Raw genomic sequence first — 14,772 nt, 5'->3', positions numbered from 1 at the left:
TGCGTGGGAATGCAGCCCGGGACGCTCCGCGCCCCGGAAGCGGACGCAGAGCGTCCGTTGAGGCATTCCCACGCGGAGCATGGGAACGATCAGTAACCGCATTCCGGGCTGCGATTTAGGCCCGGAATGAAGTATTGTTGTCCCCATCCAAAAAAACGTCAGAAGCCTTGAACCGTTCCGACGGTTGTTAAGTGATAGAGGGTGTCATGGGTAACGAAAGCATTAATTGGGACAAGCTGGGTTTTGACTACATCAAGACAGACAAGCGTTTTCTGTCGTACTGGCGTAACGGTGCGTGGGACAAAGGCACCCTGACTGAAGACAACGTGCTGCACATCAGCGAAGGCTCCACTGCCCTTCACTATGGCCAGCAATGCTTCGAAGGCATGAAGGCCTATCGTTGCAAGGACGGCTCGATCAACCTGTTCCGTCCGGACCAGAATGCCCTGCGCATGCAGCGCAGCTGTGCTCGCCTGCTGATGCCGCAGGTCGAAACCGAAGATTTCATCGAAGCCTGTAAGGCCGTAGTTCGTGCCAACGAGCGCTTCATTCCGCCGTACGGCACTGGCGGCGCGCTATACCTGCGTCCGTTCGTGATCGGCGTGGGTGACAACATCGGCGTGCGCACCGCTCCCGAGTTCATCTTCTCGATTTTCTGCATCCCGGTCGGCGCCTACTTCAAGGGCGGCCTGACCCCGCACAACTTCCTGATCTCCAGCTACGACCGCGCTGCACCACAAGGCACCGGCGCAGCCAAGGTCGGCGGCAACTACGCCGCCAGCCTGATGCCCGGTTCCCTGGCCAAGAAGGCGCATTTCGCCGATTGCATCTACCTGGACCCAATGACCCACACGAAAATCGAAGAAGTCGGCTCGGCCAACTTCTTTGGTATCACCCACGACAACAAATTCGTCACGCCCAAATCCCCTTCAGTGTTGCCGGGCATCACCCGCCTGTCGCTGATCGAACTGGCAAAAAGTCGTCTGGGCATGGAAGTCGTTGAAGGTGACGTGTTCATCGACAAAATCGGCGACTTCAAGGAAGCCGGCGCCTGCGGTACTGCCGCCGTGATCACGCCGATTGGCGGCATCGACTACAACGACAGACTGCACGTGTTCTACAGCCAGACGGAAGTCGGCCCGGTCACCCAGAAGCTCTACAAAGAGCTGACCGGTGTGCAGACTGGCGACATCGAAGCGCCAGAGGGTTGGATCGTCAAGGTCTGATCCAGCGCTTGCGGCACTAAAAAGCCCATCCATCGCTTGCGCGGTGGGTGGGCTTTTTGCGGGCGCTCAAGACCTCAATTATCCTGCGATCAACCGACCTACCGCATGGCGTCCTCTTCGATTTTGGCAAACAACCACTCCAGAAACACCTGAGTCTGCGTCGTCACGTCCGGCGAGACACCGTAGTAATAACGCGGCAACGGCATACGCAAGTCAGGCAGCGGACAGATCAGTCGACCGCTCGACAGGTCACTGCCCAGCAACGAGGCCGGACACAAGGCAATGCCTTGTCCCTCTACAGCGGCCTGAAGCACCGGATGCATGTGATCGAATTGCAGCGCCGACTGAGTCGCTGACTGCGCTTCGCCAAAACGCAGGGCCCAGTTGTGCCAATCCTCGCGGCGTGTCTTGGCGGTCAGCAAGGTATGTCGGCTCAGGGCGTTCAAGTCGTCGAGCGGTAGACGCTTGATCAGCGAAGGCGCCGCGACCAGCAGCAATTCATCTTCGAACAGTACCTGTGCCTGAATGTCGGGTGCCCAGCCGTCGCGGCCACGTCGAATAACAATGTCGAACCCGTCCCGTGCGTGATCGGGCGCCAGTGTGGAAGTGACCACCTCAGGTTTGATGTCCGGGTGCAGCGCCATGAAATCCGCCAGCCTGGGAGTCAGCCAGCGCTGGGCAAAGGTCGGACGGACATTGATCTTCACTGTGCGCAGCGAGGCCTGTTGCTTGAGTGCCGCTGCGGCGTTGGCAATCTGTGACAGTCCAGCGCTGACCTGTTCGAAGAAGCTCTGACCTGCCGGGGTCAGGACCGATTGCCGGATACGCCGCTCGAACAGCAGCACGCCAAGGTGCTCCTCAAGCCGTTTGATGTGACGACTGACAGCACTGTGGCTGACATGCAGTTCCTCGGCCGCGAGGCTGAAGCTCTGATGACGAGCGGCGGCCGCGAAAGCGCGAACAGCATTCAAGGGAGGGAGTTGATTGATCATGCGTCTAATTTAGTCACATATGCCGTGCAATTAAAGCGTTTGTCACGCTCACCTCGTCACGCCAATCTGCGGGCACGCAGCCAGCGCCACCTGATGGAGTGAGAGATGAATAGCTACGGGTTATTTTTACTGTTCGCCGCCTTGACCATTCTGAGTCCTGGGCCTGGCGTGGTCATGACGCTTTCCAACGCGCTGCGCCATGGCTGGCGCGGCGCGCTGCCGGGTATTTTGGGTATCGCCCTGGGGGCCTTTGTCGTTGCCGGTATCAGCGCAACCAGCGTTGGCCTGATACTCGCGACCTCCGCAAGCGCGTTCACCGCGCTGAAATATGCAGGCGCGGCGTACCTCTTGTACCTGGGTTACAAAAGCTGGCGCACCGATCGTTTCATCCCTGAGCGTGAAGTGAGCTCGTCCAGCCCCGGGTATCGCTTCATCGAAGCGGCGTCGATCCAGCTGTTGAACCCCAAAGCCGTGTTCTTCTTTCTTGCGGTGTTTCCACAGTTCATCGACACCTCGGCGCACTACTACAGCCAGTTTTTTACCCTGGTCAGTTCCTACAGCGTGCTGGTGATCGTGATCCATGGCAGCTATGCCCTGCTCGCCAATGCGGCCAAAGGCTGGCTGTCGAGTCAAAAAGGATCCTGGCTGGCCGCGAAGGTGTCAGGCGTCACCTTCGCAGGCTTTGGCGTGCTGATGGCCTCGGCCAGTCGATAGTGAACACCTGGCGCTAAGGCGAAGGGCTGGCGACCGAGCGACTGCCTGGCTCAGTGGCACCACGCAGGTTCACCTTCGCCAGAGCCGGCAGCTCAATCGCGAATCTGGCCGTGATCTCTTTACGTCCAGTCGCCGTCAACGCCAGCGCCCGACTGTCCAGATCCTGTGTCAGCCATTTGTGCTTGATCGCCGTTTGCAGCAACGCCGCGCCCAATGAGCCGCCGAGATGCGGACGACGCATACTCCAGTCGAGACAGGAACAGGCAAAGCGTCGACGCAGACTGCTCAAGGACTTCACTTCGATGCCCAGCCCTTCGAAAAACCACTCACCGGTTTCACTCAGCGCGTACTGCTGATCGCCTTGCTCCGACATCGCCAACCAACCTGCTTCCAGCATCCGGTCGTGCATCAACACCGCCAAGGTGCCGGCCATATGGTCGTAGCAGGTGCGGGCGAATTGCAGGCGATCCGGGGTGCGGGGAGTAAAGGTGGGCGCGGCGTTCTGGCCGATCACCATCAGCGCTTCCAGAGCCTGGGCGACCCGTTGATCTGCCAGGTTGTAATAACGATGGCGGCCCTGAACATGCAGCCGCACCAACGCAAGTTCCTTGAGTTTCGCCAGATGAGCGCTGGCGGTGGAAGCGCTGACGTCGGCGATCACTGCCAGTTCGGTACTGGTGCGCGCGTGGCCGTCCATCAGCGAGCAAAGGATTTTCGTCCGGGCCGGCTCGGCAATCGCCGCCGCCACCTGCGAGACGCCGATGTCGTGTCGTTCTACGTTCTCTCCACTCACTACGTTCGATACGTTCATATTTCGCTCCCGGACGAATCGTGCCCCTTTCGGACTGGAGATAGTAGCAACACTTTCCACCAACGAATAAGGCAGCACCTTGTGGACCCGATCATCGCCGCTACACATGCCGATCCCTACCCTTATTACGCCAGCCTGCGGGCCGAAGGTGGTCTTTCATTTCATCAGGGACTGGGTTTGTGGGTGGCCAGCAGCGCCCAGGCCGTCACCGCCGTACTCGCTCATCCCGACTGCAAGGTCCGTCCGACCCACGAGCCGGTGCCCAACGCCATTGCATACGGCGCGGCCGGCAAGGTGTTTGGTCAGTTGATGCGAATGAACGACGGCGAGCGCCAGCGCTGCCCCCGGTCAGCCATACAACCGGGACTGGAAATGCTCGACACCGAAGCGGTTAGCGAACTGGTCCGCACCCGGTTGACCAGCCCATCCGCCGACGGACTGCACAAGGCAATGTTCATGGGGCCGGTTTGCGTGGTTGCTGCGCTGCTCGGCTTTGCTCCAGCAGAACGTCGAACCCTCAGCGAACTGACGGCTGATTTCGTCGCATGCCTGTCGCCCCTGAGCAGCCCGGCCCTGCTGGACACGGCCCATGCAGCGGCGGAACAGTTGAACGGTTACTTCAAAGAACGCCTCAGCGCGCAGGATCACCAAAGCCCTCTACTTGAGGGGATTCGCCAACGCCTGGCAGACCCCGACACCCTGCTCGCAAACCTGATTGGCCTGCTTTCCCAGACCTATGAGGCCACCGCCGGGTTGATCGGCAACGCCGTGCTGGCATTGATCCGCAACCCGCACCTCAAGGCTGAAATGCTGCGCGACCCGGCGCAGGTCAGCAACCTGCTGGCGGAAGTCCAGCGCCATGATCCTTCGGTCCAGAACACCCGGCGCTTCGTCAGCGCGCCCTGTGAAGTCGACGGTGTGAGTCTCAAGCCCGGCGATGTCATTCTGGTGCTGCTGGCCTCAGCCAACCGCGACCCACAACTCAACGACAACCCGGACGCCTTGATCCTCTACCGCCCGGCCCGCCGCAGCTTCACCTTCGGCACCGGCCGCCATCAATGCCCTGGCCAGACACTGGCCTTGAGCATCGCCAGCGCCACACTCAGCGAAATCCTGACGCACAACGGTGCGCTGGATCAGCTTGCCTGGGATTACCGCCCTTCCTTGAACGGGCGTATTCCGTTATTTCGCGAGCGGTTGGAGGTTCAGCGATGAGTGCGATAGTGTTCGAAGCCCTTCCCCATGCCGGACATCGCGAGCGTTACCGGGACACATTTTCAGACCCGTCCTACAGCCACGACACTCATACTTGAGATAGCGTCTCGTCGCATTTAACAGGCGAAACAAGGACGCGCATGGCTTATAACAAGGACATACCAAAAGTCTGGAATCCTCCGTCAGGTGACGGTCATTACCGCACCTCCCGATACATGACGCCAACCGAGCTTGCAGAGCGTGAAGCTCGACAGCCAGCCTGGGCGACAGCGCCCTGTACACGCAAGAGCAACTCAGGACACTTAAACACACCCGTACACGTGTTCGATTGCGTGTCGAAGAAAACGCCAACGGAACTCTAAAAGGTTACGGCTACAACACCCAGAGTCGCCGTGAATGGGAGCTCATTCCTGTTGTCACGTTTAAGGCCCAAGGCTCCCGGCAAGTGGCCGATCTGGGTGATGGTATTACCTTGATACGGACTCCGGCCGTCACTCCGGACAATACCTCGACAACCCCAGCGCTGGAGAACGGTCGACAACAAAGGCAACATTCAGGGAGTTAAAAAGTGAGCCTGCTCTATCAAGATCCATCGATGAACCATGACAAAGCGAGCACTCTTCTTGCTGAAGGAAAGGAGACGGATGTCATCGCCGCACTGATTTCCATCGGTCTTAACGAGCCAGATGGAGTGTGGGCCCAGAACACTTGCCTGCACTATCTGAACAGTGGGAGTGAAAACGTTGCATCAGCAGCCATCACAGCCCTTGGCCATGTGGCACGCCGACACGGTCAGTTGGAGGTAGAGAAAGTACTCGCAGCCTTTGAACGTGCGAAGGCGAGATTCCCCTCTCTTGAACCTGTCATCTCGGACACCCTCGAAGATATCGAGCTATTTACCTGACCAGCGCGTTTCATCAATTGAAAAATAATCGACGCTGATTCGAGCCTGGAGGCGTCCTTATGAAACGGCATGACAAAAAGACATACCTTAAGAAACGACCACTGGGAACGAATCAAGGGCATGCGGCCAAGGCGCCAAGGCCATAATAACGCCACCATCGGACTCATTTTGTTGCGCTATGCTTTATAGCCAGTTCCCCACTCCCTGATTTTTTGACATCTCGGTTTGGACTCCCGACGTCACTTGCCGAAATGGAGGAAGGTATGAAGCTCTACTACTCCTCTGGTGCCTGCTCACTTTCGCCACACATCGTCCTCTGCGAACTGGGACTGGCCCACGAAACGGAGAAGGTTGATCTCAAGTCCCACACCACCGCCAGTGGCGTGGATTTCTATACGATCAACCCCAAGGGCTACGTCCCGGTGTTGCAGCTGGACAACGGTGAACTGCTCACTGAAGGGCCGGCCATCGTCCAGTACCTGGCCGACCAGAAGCCGACCGCCGGCCTTCTGCCACCCACCGGGTCCATGGCTCGCAGCCGCGTGCAGGAATGGCTGAATTTCATCGCAACCGAGCTGCACAAAAGCTTTGCACCGCTGTTCAACCCCACCAGCCCGGATGAACTCAAAGACAGCGCCCGTGCCTCCATTGCCCGTCGCCTGGGTCTGATCGACAAGGCCCTGACTGGCCAGGACTATCTCGCTGGCGACCAGTTCAGCGTGGCCGACGCTTACCTGTTCACCATCATCAATTGGGCCGGCTACATGGCCATCGACCTGACACCCTGGCCAGCCATCTCGGCCTTCCAGAAGCGAGTTGGCGCCCGCCCCGCCGTGCAACAGGCACTGAAAGTAGAAGGCTTGATCTGATCATTGTTCGCAAGCTACGGCCGAGGAACCTGGAACAGGGCTTTCAGGTCGATCGCCTCGGCCATTGCCTGATTGCCCAGATCCCCTGGGTGCAGGTGGTCTCCAGAGTCGAATGCCGGCAACAGCCGCGCAGGATGCTGCGGATCACGGACGATGTTATCGAAGTCGATCACTGCATCAAACGCTCCACTGCTACGGATCCACCGGTTGAGCTCTTGACGCAGTTGTTCTTTCTTCGCGCTGTGGTAATGCTCGATGATGCTTCCCTCCAGAGCGCCTTCGAAAGGCAACAACGTCGCCCCGACGATGCGAATCTTGTGTTGTCGGGCTTGCCCGATCAGCTGCTGGTAGCCGGTGACCAGCGTTTCGATTGATGGCAGCGGCGCATTCGGCGCGAAGGTGCTGCCCGGCCAGCTGATGTCATTGATCCCCAGCATCAGCACCACGCTGGATACGCCGGGTTGGCTCAACACATCACGTTCGAAGCGCTTCGACGCACTGACGCCCATGCCATCGTCTAGCAAACGAGCGCCGGATATTCCGGCATTAAGCACAGCGATATTTTGCGTGCTCAATCGCTGTGCGAGGAAGTCCGGCCAACGCCGATTGCTGTCCAGCGTCGAACCATTGCCATCGGTGATGGAGTCGCCAAGCACCACCACGGCGCGGGTATCGACCGGCGCCTCCACCAGCACATCGCTGAGAAACAACCGCGCCTCCAGCTGTTCGCTACCTTCCAGTCGCGGAGCGCCAAGCTGATTGCCCGCCGAGATAAAGGCGGTCTGTTTGCCATCCCAATGGAAGGTGGTCAACGGGGTGCTCTGCGGCAGATAAAGCGATATGACCAGCTCGCCGAGGGCAGGAACCATGAGGTCGACCGGGTCGCTGACGCGCTTTTGCCCCGGGGCAATCGTCACCTGTTGCTGGCCGTCGAAGGTCAGGGCATGTCCGGAACCGGCGCGAATCTGTGTAGCACCCTGAACAAGGGCCACACGAGCGTCACCAATCACCAGTGGTTGGGCACCATATTCGTTGGAGATCACCACCCTGACGCGATCGCCACCGCTGCTGATCCGTAACCGCTGATGGACAGTGCTATCGCTGAGCGCCTGAGGAATTCGCGTGGGCAGTGGCAGCTCATTTCCCCAGATCGGCTGCGGGCTGGCCGTCCAGCTAGTGACCCAGTTTTCCCTGGCGAAGACCGGCGTCGCCGTCAGAACCGTGAGCGACAGAAACAGCGGCAATGTCATGCGAAGAACTTTCATCCTGGTATCTCCTTGAGGCAGTGATATTTCGAGAAGACCAGCTTGTTCTATTCAAAATAACCGTGGTAGAAGGACGAATTGCATATAGCTCATTCAAATATCGAATACCCATGAACAGCCTCAAAGCCATGCACTGCTTCGTCCGCGCCCTCGAACTGGGCAGTCTGTCATCGGCCGCACGGGAACTGGGTACCACTCAACCGACCGCGAGCAAGCTGGTCGCGGCCCTGGAAAAACAATTGGGCGCCCGCCTGTTGACCCGCGGCACCAGCGGGCTGACACCGACCGAGCAAGGAAAACGCTTCTACGAGCACACGAAAAGAATTCTGGAGGAGTACAACGAAGCAGTGGCCGACGTGCGGGGGCTGAGCGAGCGGCCTGAAGGTTTGCTACGTATCAACGCGCCGGTCAGCCTCGGCGTGTTGCGCCTGAATGCCTTGCTGCTGGAGTTTATGGCGCAGTACCCGGAGATCGAGGTCGAGCTGATCCTCAATGACCGCTTTGTCGACTTGACCGAGGAAAACGTCGACCTGGCACTGCGTCTGGGAGGCGTACTACCGCCGAATGTCATTGCCCGCCGTGTCGCAACATCGCCACGGATTCTGGTGGCTGCGCCTGCTTACCTGAGCAAGCATCCGCCTTTGAAGCACCCGACAGATCTGGCCCCACACAACTTCCTGCGCTTCGCCTGGCTGACCACCGGCGATCAACTGGAACTGAGCGGCCCCGAGGGTGAACGCGCAACCGTCATTGCTCAAGGACGCTATCGAGCCAACAGCTCATTGGCGATCCGTGACGGCCTGCTGCTCGGCGCAGGGCTGTGCATCACCCCGGCCTGGCTGGTCAGCGATCTGCTGGAAAACGGCCAACTGGTGCGGGTCCTGCCACAGTGGAACGGCCCGGCCAACGAAGCGTTCCTGCTCTACCCGGAACGCCGCTACCGACCGTTGCGCGCACGGTTGCTCACGGAGTTTCTCAGCGCGCGAATCGGCCAGTTACCGGGGTTCGAGGCGTAACAGCGTCAGTCGTCGCGCGTCAGCACTTCGAGCAATTCAATCTCGAAAATCAGATTGGAATTGGGCGTGATGGCGCCCATCGAACGCTCGCCATAGGCCAGGTGCGCCGGCACCAGCAATTTGCGCTTACCGCCAACCTTCATCCCCATCAAGCCCTGATCCCACCCCTTGATCACTCGACCAGTGCCAATCACGCACTGAAAAGGTTTGCCGCGATCCCAGGAAGAATCGAACTGTGTGCCGTCCTCCAGAAAACCGCGGTATTGGGTGGTAATCAAGGCGCCTTTGACGGCCGCTTTGCCGTTACCCAATTCAAGGTCGATGACCTGCAATTCTTCGTTCATTACTGCTCTCTCGTTAGCGATGGCCCTAAACACGGACCGCGTTTTCTCAGATTTTACGTTGCAGGGCAATTCTGTTGGAGTGATAACCTTCACGCATCAATAGATGCTAAATATGCACTTATCATATCGATCGACCTGCTCCAGTATTGCGCCCTAATAAGATCCATGCGCCACGTTGCGCATGTCATAAAAAGCGCGGGAGACAAAACATGCAAGCTACTACCCATCCGCCAGCGACATCCGCTCGCAGCAAGGCCAGTGCAATTTTCCGGGTCACCTCGGGCAACTTCCTGGAACAGTTCGACTTCTTCCTCTTCGGTTTTTACGCCACCTATATCGCGGCGGCGTTCTTCCCTGCCAGCAGTGAATTCGCCTCGCTTATGATGACCTTCGCGGTGTTTGGCGCAGGTTTTTTGATGCGCCCGTTGGGCGCAGTGATTCTCGGTGCCTACATCGATGATGTCGGCCGCCGCAAAGGTTTGATCGTCACCCTGTCGATCATGGCCAGCGGCACGATTCTGATTGTGCTGGTGCCCGGCTACGAGACCATCGGCCTGTTTGCCCCGGCGCTGGTGTTGATCGGCCGGCTGCTTCAAGGGTTTTCCGCAGGTGCTGAGTTGGGTGGCGTGTCGGTGTACCTGGCGGAAATCGCCACACCGGGCCGCAAGGGCTTTTTCACCAGTTGGCAATCGGCCAGCCAGCAAGTGGCGATCGTCATTGCCGCCGCGCTGGGCTATGGGCTGAACCAATGGATGCCGGCGACGATAATTGCCGACTGGGGCTGGCGCATTCCGTTTTTCGTCGGTTGCATGATTGTGCCGTTCATCTTTTTACTGCGGCGCAATCTCGAAGAAACCGCAGAGTTCACTGCTCGCCGCCACCGCCCTAGCATGCGCCAGGTGTTCGGCACGCTGCTGCAGAACTGGCAGATCGTAATCGCCGGGATGCTGATGGTGGCGCTGACCACCACCGCGTTTTACCTGATCACCGTTTACGCGCCGACCTTCGGCAAAACCGTGCTGCACCTGAGCACTTCCGATGCGCTGCTGGTGACCTTGCTGGTCGGCGTGTCGAACTTCTGCTGGCTGCCACTGGGTGGCGCGCTGTCTGACCGCATCGGCCGACGTCCGGTGTTGCTCGCCATGACCTTGCTGACCCTGGCCACAGCCTATCCGGCGTTGTCATACCTGGTGCAGGCACCGAGCTTCATCAACATGTTGCTGGTGCTGTTGTGGCTGTCGTTCATCTACGGTTTGTACAACGGCGCAATGGTTGCAGCACTGACCGAAATCATGCCGGTGGAAGTCCGCGTGGCGGGATTCTCCCTGGCCTACAGCCTGGCAACTGCGGTATTCGGCGGCTTTACCCCGGCGATTTCGACTTTCTTGATCCAGTATTCCGGCGACAAGGCCGCCCCCGGTTACTGGATGAGCTTCGCCGCCCTGTGTGCGTTGTGCGCAACGCTTTACCTGTACCGGCGCTCGACCGGTCGTTTGCAAGCCGCCGTGCAATAAGCCAACCCCTGACAGAGATGTGTCGATGAAAAAATTACTGAACCTCGCGGCGCTGACATTGCTCGGCGCTATGGGCCTGAGCACCGTTGTGCAAGCCGAAGAGCTGCGGGTGATGACCTCCGGTGGCTTTACCGCCGCCTACAAAGTACTTGGCCCGAAGTTCGCCGCCGCCACCAGCAACACCCTCGACACCGCACTCGGTCCGTCCATGGGCAAGTCGCCTGAGGCAATTCCCAATCGCCTGGCCCGTGGCGAGCACGCAGATGTGGTGATCATGGTTGGCTACGCCCTGGATGAGTTGATCAAACAAGGCAAGGTCTTGCCCGAGTCGCGGGTTGAACTGGCCGATTCGAGGATTGGCCTGGTGGTGCGCGAGGGTGCGGCGAAGCCGGACATCAGCTCGGTCGAGGCGCTGAAGGCGACATTGTTGAACGCCAAGTCCGTAGCCTACTCCGACAGCGCCAGCGGTGTGTACATACAGGACCAGATGTTCAAGCGCCTGGGCATCGAACCGCAGCTCAAAGCCAAATCCACCATGGTGCCCAAAGTCCCGGTGGGCTCCGTGGTTGCCACTGGCGACTACCAACTGGGATTCCAACAGGTCAGTGAATTACTTCCGGTGCCCGGCGTGACATTCGTCGGCAAGATCCCGGAATCCGTGCAGTCGGTGACACGCTTCGCCGCTGGCATTCCGGTCGACGCGCAACACCCGGCGCAAGCCAAGGCGTTGCTCGACTACCTCGCCTCCCCGGCCGCCCAACCAGATGTCACGGCAACCGGACTCGACTCGGTCAGCCGCTAAACCTGGCGCCGGCCAGAACCGGTCTACGCTGAGACCGGTTCTGGCGGTTGGCTGACCTTCATTTCGACGATCAATCGCTCCAGCTCCAACGCCGCAGGCGTCAAGGTCCGTCCCCTGCGTTTGAGCAGGCCAACGCTGCGCATCACTTGCGGGTCGGTCAGCATTACATGAGTCAGAATCGGGTGGTCACTGCCGGGCATCGCCATCAACGGCACCGCGGCAATACCCAACCCGGCTTCGACCAGGCCGATCATCGTGGTGACATGACGGGTTTCGCAGATGCTCTGACGCGCCGGTACGATCCCGCTCAGCGCCTGATCCAGCAGAAAACGATTGCCCGAGGTCTTGTCGAGGGAAATGTAATCCTGCTGGTACAGCTCGCTCCAGCTCACGCTTGCGCGACTGGCCAAGGGATGATCGCGTCGACAGGCGACCACATAGCGCTCCTGCACCAGTGGTTCGAACTCGACCTCGGCCTCCAGTGTGCCCATGAAACTCAAGCCGAAATCCGCCTCGCCATTGACTACCGCACTCAGCACGTCATGGGCGCTCGAGTCGAGAACCTTGACCTTGATTCGTGGAAACCGCTGATGGTATTGGGCGACCACCCGTGGCATGAAGTAGTAGGCCGCCGAAGGCACGCAGGCCACGGTGACGTAACCCAAACGGGTCGACGCGACATCGCTGAGCCCCAGCAGTGCCACATCCAGGTCATCCAGCAAACGGTCGACACTGGGCGCAAACGCTCGCCCTGCCTGCGTCAGGCTAACGCGGCGGGTGGTGCGCTCAAACAGCTTGACGCCCAGCGCGTCTTCGAGCTTTTCAATCCGTCGACTCAGCGCCGGTTGGGAGATGCGCACCGTGTCGGCGGCCTTGCGAAAGCTGCCCTGCTCGACCACGGCGCGAAAAGCCTGCAAGTCATTCAGGTCGAAATTGATGGCCATGGCGCCCACTCAGCGACAAACGAATTAATCAGCTTATCCTATGAATGTAACAAATTGATGCAAATTGTAACGCGCTAATCCGCGATAGCCGGCACTCATGACTGACTGATGCCGGCGCAACCTTTATCCTGCGCGCCTTCCTGACCCATGATTTTCCGCAATTTTTGTCGCTCGACGTATTCCCAGGAGTAAGCCATGCCCCATGAAGGCAACCTGTTGCAAGCCGCTGTGGTCTTTCTGTTCGCGGCGGTGCTCACCGTGCCTTTGGCCAAACGTCTGCAACTGGGCGCGGTGTTGGGCTATCTGCTGGCCGGGGTAATCATCGGGCCATCGGTGCTGGGGTTGATCGGCAACCCGCAAAGCGTCAGCCATATTTCCGAGCTCGGCGTGGTGTTGCTGCTGTTCATCATTGGCCTTGAGCTTTCACCGCGACGGCTGTGGGTGATGCGCAAAGCAGTGTTTGGTGTCGGTCTGGCGCAGGTGCTGTTGACCGGTTCGGTGATCGGCGTGCTGGCGTTCTACGTGTTCGGCCAGGCGCTCAACAGTGCCATCGTGCTCGGTCTGGGGCTGGCGTTGTCGTCCACCGCATTCGGCCTGCAAAGCCTCGCTGAACGCAAGGAACTGACCAGCCCTCACGGGCGGCTGGCGTTTGCCATTCTGCTGTTTCAGGACATCGCCGCAATCCCGCTGATCGCCATGGTGCCGCTGCTCGCCGGCGGTGATCACACCACGACCGCCGCTGAGGACTTGAACCATGTTCTGCGAGTGCTGGGCAGCATCGCGGTGGTGGTGATCGGTGGGCGTTATCTGTTGCGACCGGTGTTTCGCGTCGTCGCCAAAACCGGCTTGCCGGAAGTCTCGACCGCGACTGCGCTGCTGGTGGTGATCGGCACCGCGTGGCTGATGGACCTGGTGGGTGTGTCAATGGCGCTCGGTGCATTCCTCGCTGGTCTGCTGCTGGCGGACTCGGAATACCGCCATGAACTGGAAGCCCAGATCGAACCGTTCAAGGGGCTGCTGCTAGGGCTGTTTTTCATCAGCGTCGGCATGAGCGCCAATATCAGCCTGTTGTTCAGCGCTCCGGCGACCGTGTTAGGCCTGACGCTGCTGTTGATCATGCTCAAGCTGCCTCTGCTATTTGTCGTCGGCAGGCTGGCCGCAGGCCTGAGCCGGCTGAGTGCACTGCGCCTGGGTATCGTTCTGGCGGCGGGTGGTGAGTTTGCGTTCGTGGTGTTCAAGATCGGCCGCGATCAAGGCTTGTTCGAACCACGAATGTACGACCTTCAGGTGCTCACCATCACCCTGTCCATGGCGGTGACACCGCTGTTGCTTTTGATGTGCGGCCGACTGGTGAAATCGAAAATCCAACCTGTCGCCGTGCCGCCCCACCTACGCGAGATCGACACTGACGCCCCTCGCGTGGTGATCGCCGGCCTGGGCCGCATGGGACAGATCGTGGCGCGGATTCTGCGAGCGCAAAAAATCCAGTTCGTCGCCCTCGACACGTCGGTGGAAACCATCGAGCTGTCCCGCAGTTTTGGCGGCGTACCGGTGTTCTATGGCAACCCGATGCGCCCGGAGATCCTCAGCGCGGCCAAGGTCGGGCAGGCGGAATTCTTTGTGATCGCCACCGATGACCCGGACACCAACATCAAGACCGCCGAGCGGGTGCGCAAGCTCTACCCGCACATGAAAATCATCGCCCGCGCCCGTAACCGTCAGCATGTGCACCGCCTGGTCGACCTCGGTGCCGAGGCTATCCGGGAAACCTATTATTCAAGCCTGGAAATGAGTCGCCGGACCCTGCTCGGTCTGGGCTTGAGCCAGACCCAGGCCGATGCCCGCATCGAGCGTTTCAAGCATCACGACGAACAAGTGCTCGAAGCCCAGCACGCGATCTACGACGATGCCGCGAAAGTCATGCAGAGCGCCCAGGAAGCCCGAGCCGAACTGGCGCGGCTGTTCGAGGCGGATCAACTTGAGGAAGAGACGGGCAAAAATTGAGGGTGTAAGTGACGGCGCCATATCGCGGGCAAGCCTTGCTCCCACAGTTTTGATTCGCATACGTCTGCGAGAGATAGGTCGACTGTCAGGTCGCCATCGCGAGCAAGCTCGGCTCCTACAAAAACGGCAGAAAGGTAGAGCGGCATACACCG

General features: G+C 59.5%; 14 protein-coding genes and 1 pseudogene. 10 read left to right on the top strand and 5 right to left on the bottom strand.

Annotated elements, in window-relative coordinates; all coding sequences use genetic code 11:
- The first annotated feature begins 206 nt into the window (after positions 1-206).
- Positions 207-1,226, top strand: a complete 1,020-nt coding sequence (locus tag AC07O1_RS21785) for a branched-chain amino acid aminotransferase (RefSeq protein WP_495090073.1) — start codon at positions 207-209, stop codon at positions 1,224-1,226.
- A 98-nt stretch (positions 1,227-1,324) separates the two neighbouring features.
- Here AC07O1_RS21785 and AC07O1_RS21780 read toward each other — a convergent pair whose 3' ends face one another.
- Positions 1,325-2,218 (bottom strand): LysR substrate-binding domain-containing protein, encoded by an 894-nt coding sequence (locus tag AC07O1_RS21780; protein ID WP_495090072.1) that lies wholly within the window; start codon positions 2,216-2,218, stop codon positions 1,325-1,327.
- Positions 2,219-2,323: 105 nt separating this feature from the next.
- Between AC07O1_RS21780 and AC07O1_RS21775 the strand changes: the two genes are divergently transcribed.
- Complete coding sequence (locus tag AC07O1_RS21775; protein ID WP_494995249.1) at positions 2,324-2,932, top strand: LysE family translocator; 609 nt, start codon at positions 2,324-2,326, stop codon at positions 2,930-2,932.
- A 13-nt stretch (positions 2,933-2,945) separates the two neighbouring features.
- Here AC07O1_RS21775 and AC07O1_RS21770 read toward each other — a convergent pair whose 3' ends face one another.
- Positions 2,946-3,743, bottom strand: coding sequence for an ArsR/SmtB family transcription factor (locus tag AC07O1_RS21770; protein WP_495090071.1), 798 nt, complete (start codon positions 3,741-3,743; stop codon positions 2,946-2,948).
- An 81-nt stretch (positions 3,744-3,824) separates the two neighbouring features.
- Here AC07O1_RS21770 and AC07O1_RS21765 point away from each other — a divergent pair, with 81 nt between their 5' ends.
- The 4 genes and pseudogenes from AC07O1_RS21765 (at position 3,825) to gstA (ending at position 6,731) form a co-directional block, all read left to right on the top strand.
- A complete protein-coding gene (locus AC07O1_RS21765; RefSeq protein WP_494995247.1) occupies positions 3,825-4,958 on the top strand; it encodes a cytochrome P450 in 1,134 nt (377 codons plus the stop codon).
- Between the two features lie 253 nt (positions 4,959-5,211).
- A pseudogene (locus tag AC07O1_RS21760) lies at positions 5,212-5,508 on the top strand (S-type pyocin domain-containing protein); the annotation flags it as partial.
- Between the two features lie 18 nt (positions 5,509-5,526).
- Positions 5,527-5,862, top strand: coding sequence for a hypothetical protein (locus AC07O1_RS21755; RefSeq protein WP_494995245.1), 336 nt, complete (start codon positions 5,527-5,529; stop codon positions 5,860-5,862).
- Between the two features lie 263 nt (positions 5,863-6,125).
- Positions 6,126-6,731: a glutathione transferase GstA gene (gene gstA, locus AC07O1_RS21750; RefSeq protein WP_495090070.1), complete on the top strand. Its 606-nt coding sequence runs from the start codon at positions 6,126-6,128 to the stop codon at positions 6,729-6,731.
- A gap of 14 nt (positions 6,732-6,745) precedes the next feature.
- On the opposite strand, the gene AC07O1_RS21745 is transcribed toward gstA, so the two are convergent.
- Positions 6,746-7,996, bottom strand: coding sequence for an SGNH/GDSL hydrolase family protein (locus AC07O1_RS21745; RefSeq protein WP_495090069.1), 1,251 nt, complete (start codon positions 7,994-7,996; stop codon positions 6,746-6,748).
- 110 nt (positions 7,997-8,106) lie between these two features.
- Here AC07O1_RS21745 and AC07O1_RS21740 point away from each other — a divergent pair, with 110 nt between their 5' ends.
- On the top strand, positions 8,107-9,012 hold the full coding sequence (locus tag AC07O1_RS21740) for a LysR family transcriptional regulator (RefSeq protein ID WP_495090068.1): 906 nt from the start codon (positions 8,107-8,109) through the stop codon (positions 9,010-9,012).
- 5 nt (positions 9,013-9,017) lie between these two features.
- Here AC07O1_RS21740 and AC07O1_RS21735 read toward each other — a convergent pair whose 3' ends face one another.
- A complete protein-coding gene (locus tag AC07O1_RS21735; RefSeq protein WP_495090067.1) occupies positions 9,018-9,356 on the bottom strand; it encodes an FKBP-type peptidyl-prolyl cis-trans isomerase in 339 nt (112 codons plus the stop codon).
- Positions 9,357-9,565: 209 nt separating this feature from the next.
- Between AC07O1_RS21735 and AC07O1_RS21730 the strand changes: the two genes are divergently transcribed.
- Positions 9,566-10,870, top strand: a complete 1,305-nt coding sequence (locus tag AC07O1_RS21730) for an MFS transporter (protein ID WP_495090066.1) — start codon at positions 9,566-9,568, stop codon at positions 10,868-10,870.
- Between the two features lie 25 nt (positions 10,871-10,895).
- On the top strand, positions 10,896-11,672 hold the full coding sequence (locus AC07O1_RS21725; protein WP_494995239.1) for a substrate-binding domain-containing protein: 777 nt from the start codon (positions 10,896-10,898) through the stop codon (positions 11,670-11,672).
- A gap of 23 nt (positions 11,673-11,695) precedes the next feature.
- Here the strand turns inward: AC07O1_RS21725 and AC07O1_RS21720 are convergent, their stop codons facing one another.
- Complete coding sequence (locus AC07O1_RS21720) at positions 11,696-12,616, bottom strand: LysR family transcriptional regulator (RefSeq protein WP_495090065.1); 921 nt, start codon at positions 12,614-12,616, stop codon at positions 11,696-11,698.
- Between the two features lie 195 nt (positions 12,617-12,811).
- On the opposite strand from AC07O1_RS21720, the gene AC07O1_RS21715 reads away from it, so the two are divergent.
- Positions 12,812-14,620, top strand: a complete 1,809-nt coding sequence (locus AC07O1_RS21715; protein WP_495090064.1) for a monovalent cation:proton antiporter-2 (CPA2) family protein — start codon at positions 12,812-12,814, stop codon at positions 14,618-14,620.
- Positions 14,621-14,772 lie beyond the last annotated feature (152 nt).

It is taken from the genome of Pseudomonas sp. GW821-FHT07G10 (assembly GCF_059418545.1).
Note: the sequence above shows the minus strand (reverse complement) of the source record. Positions and strands in the feature narration are given on the sequence as shown.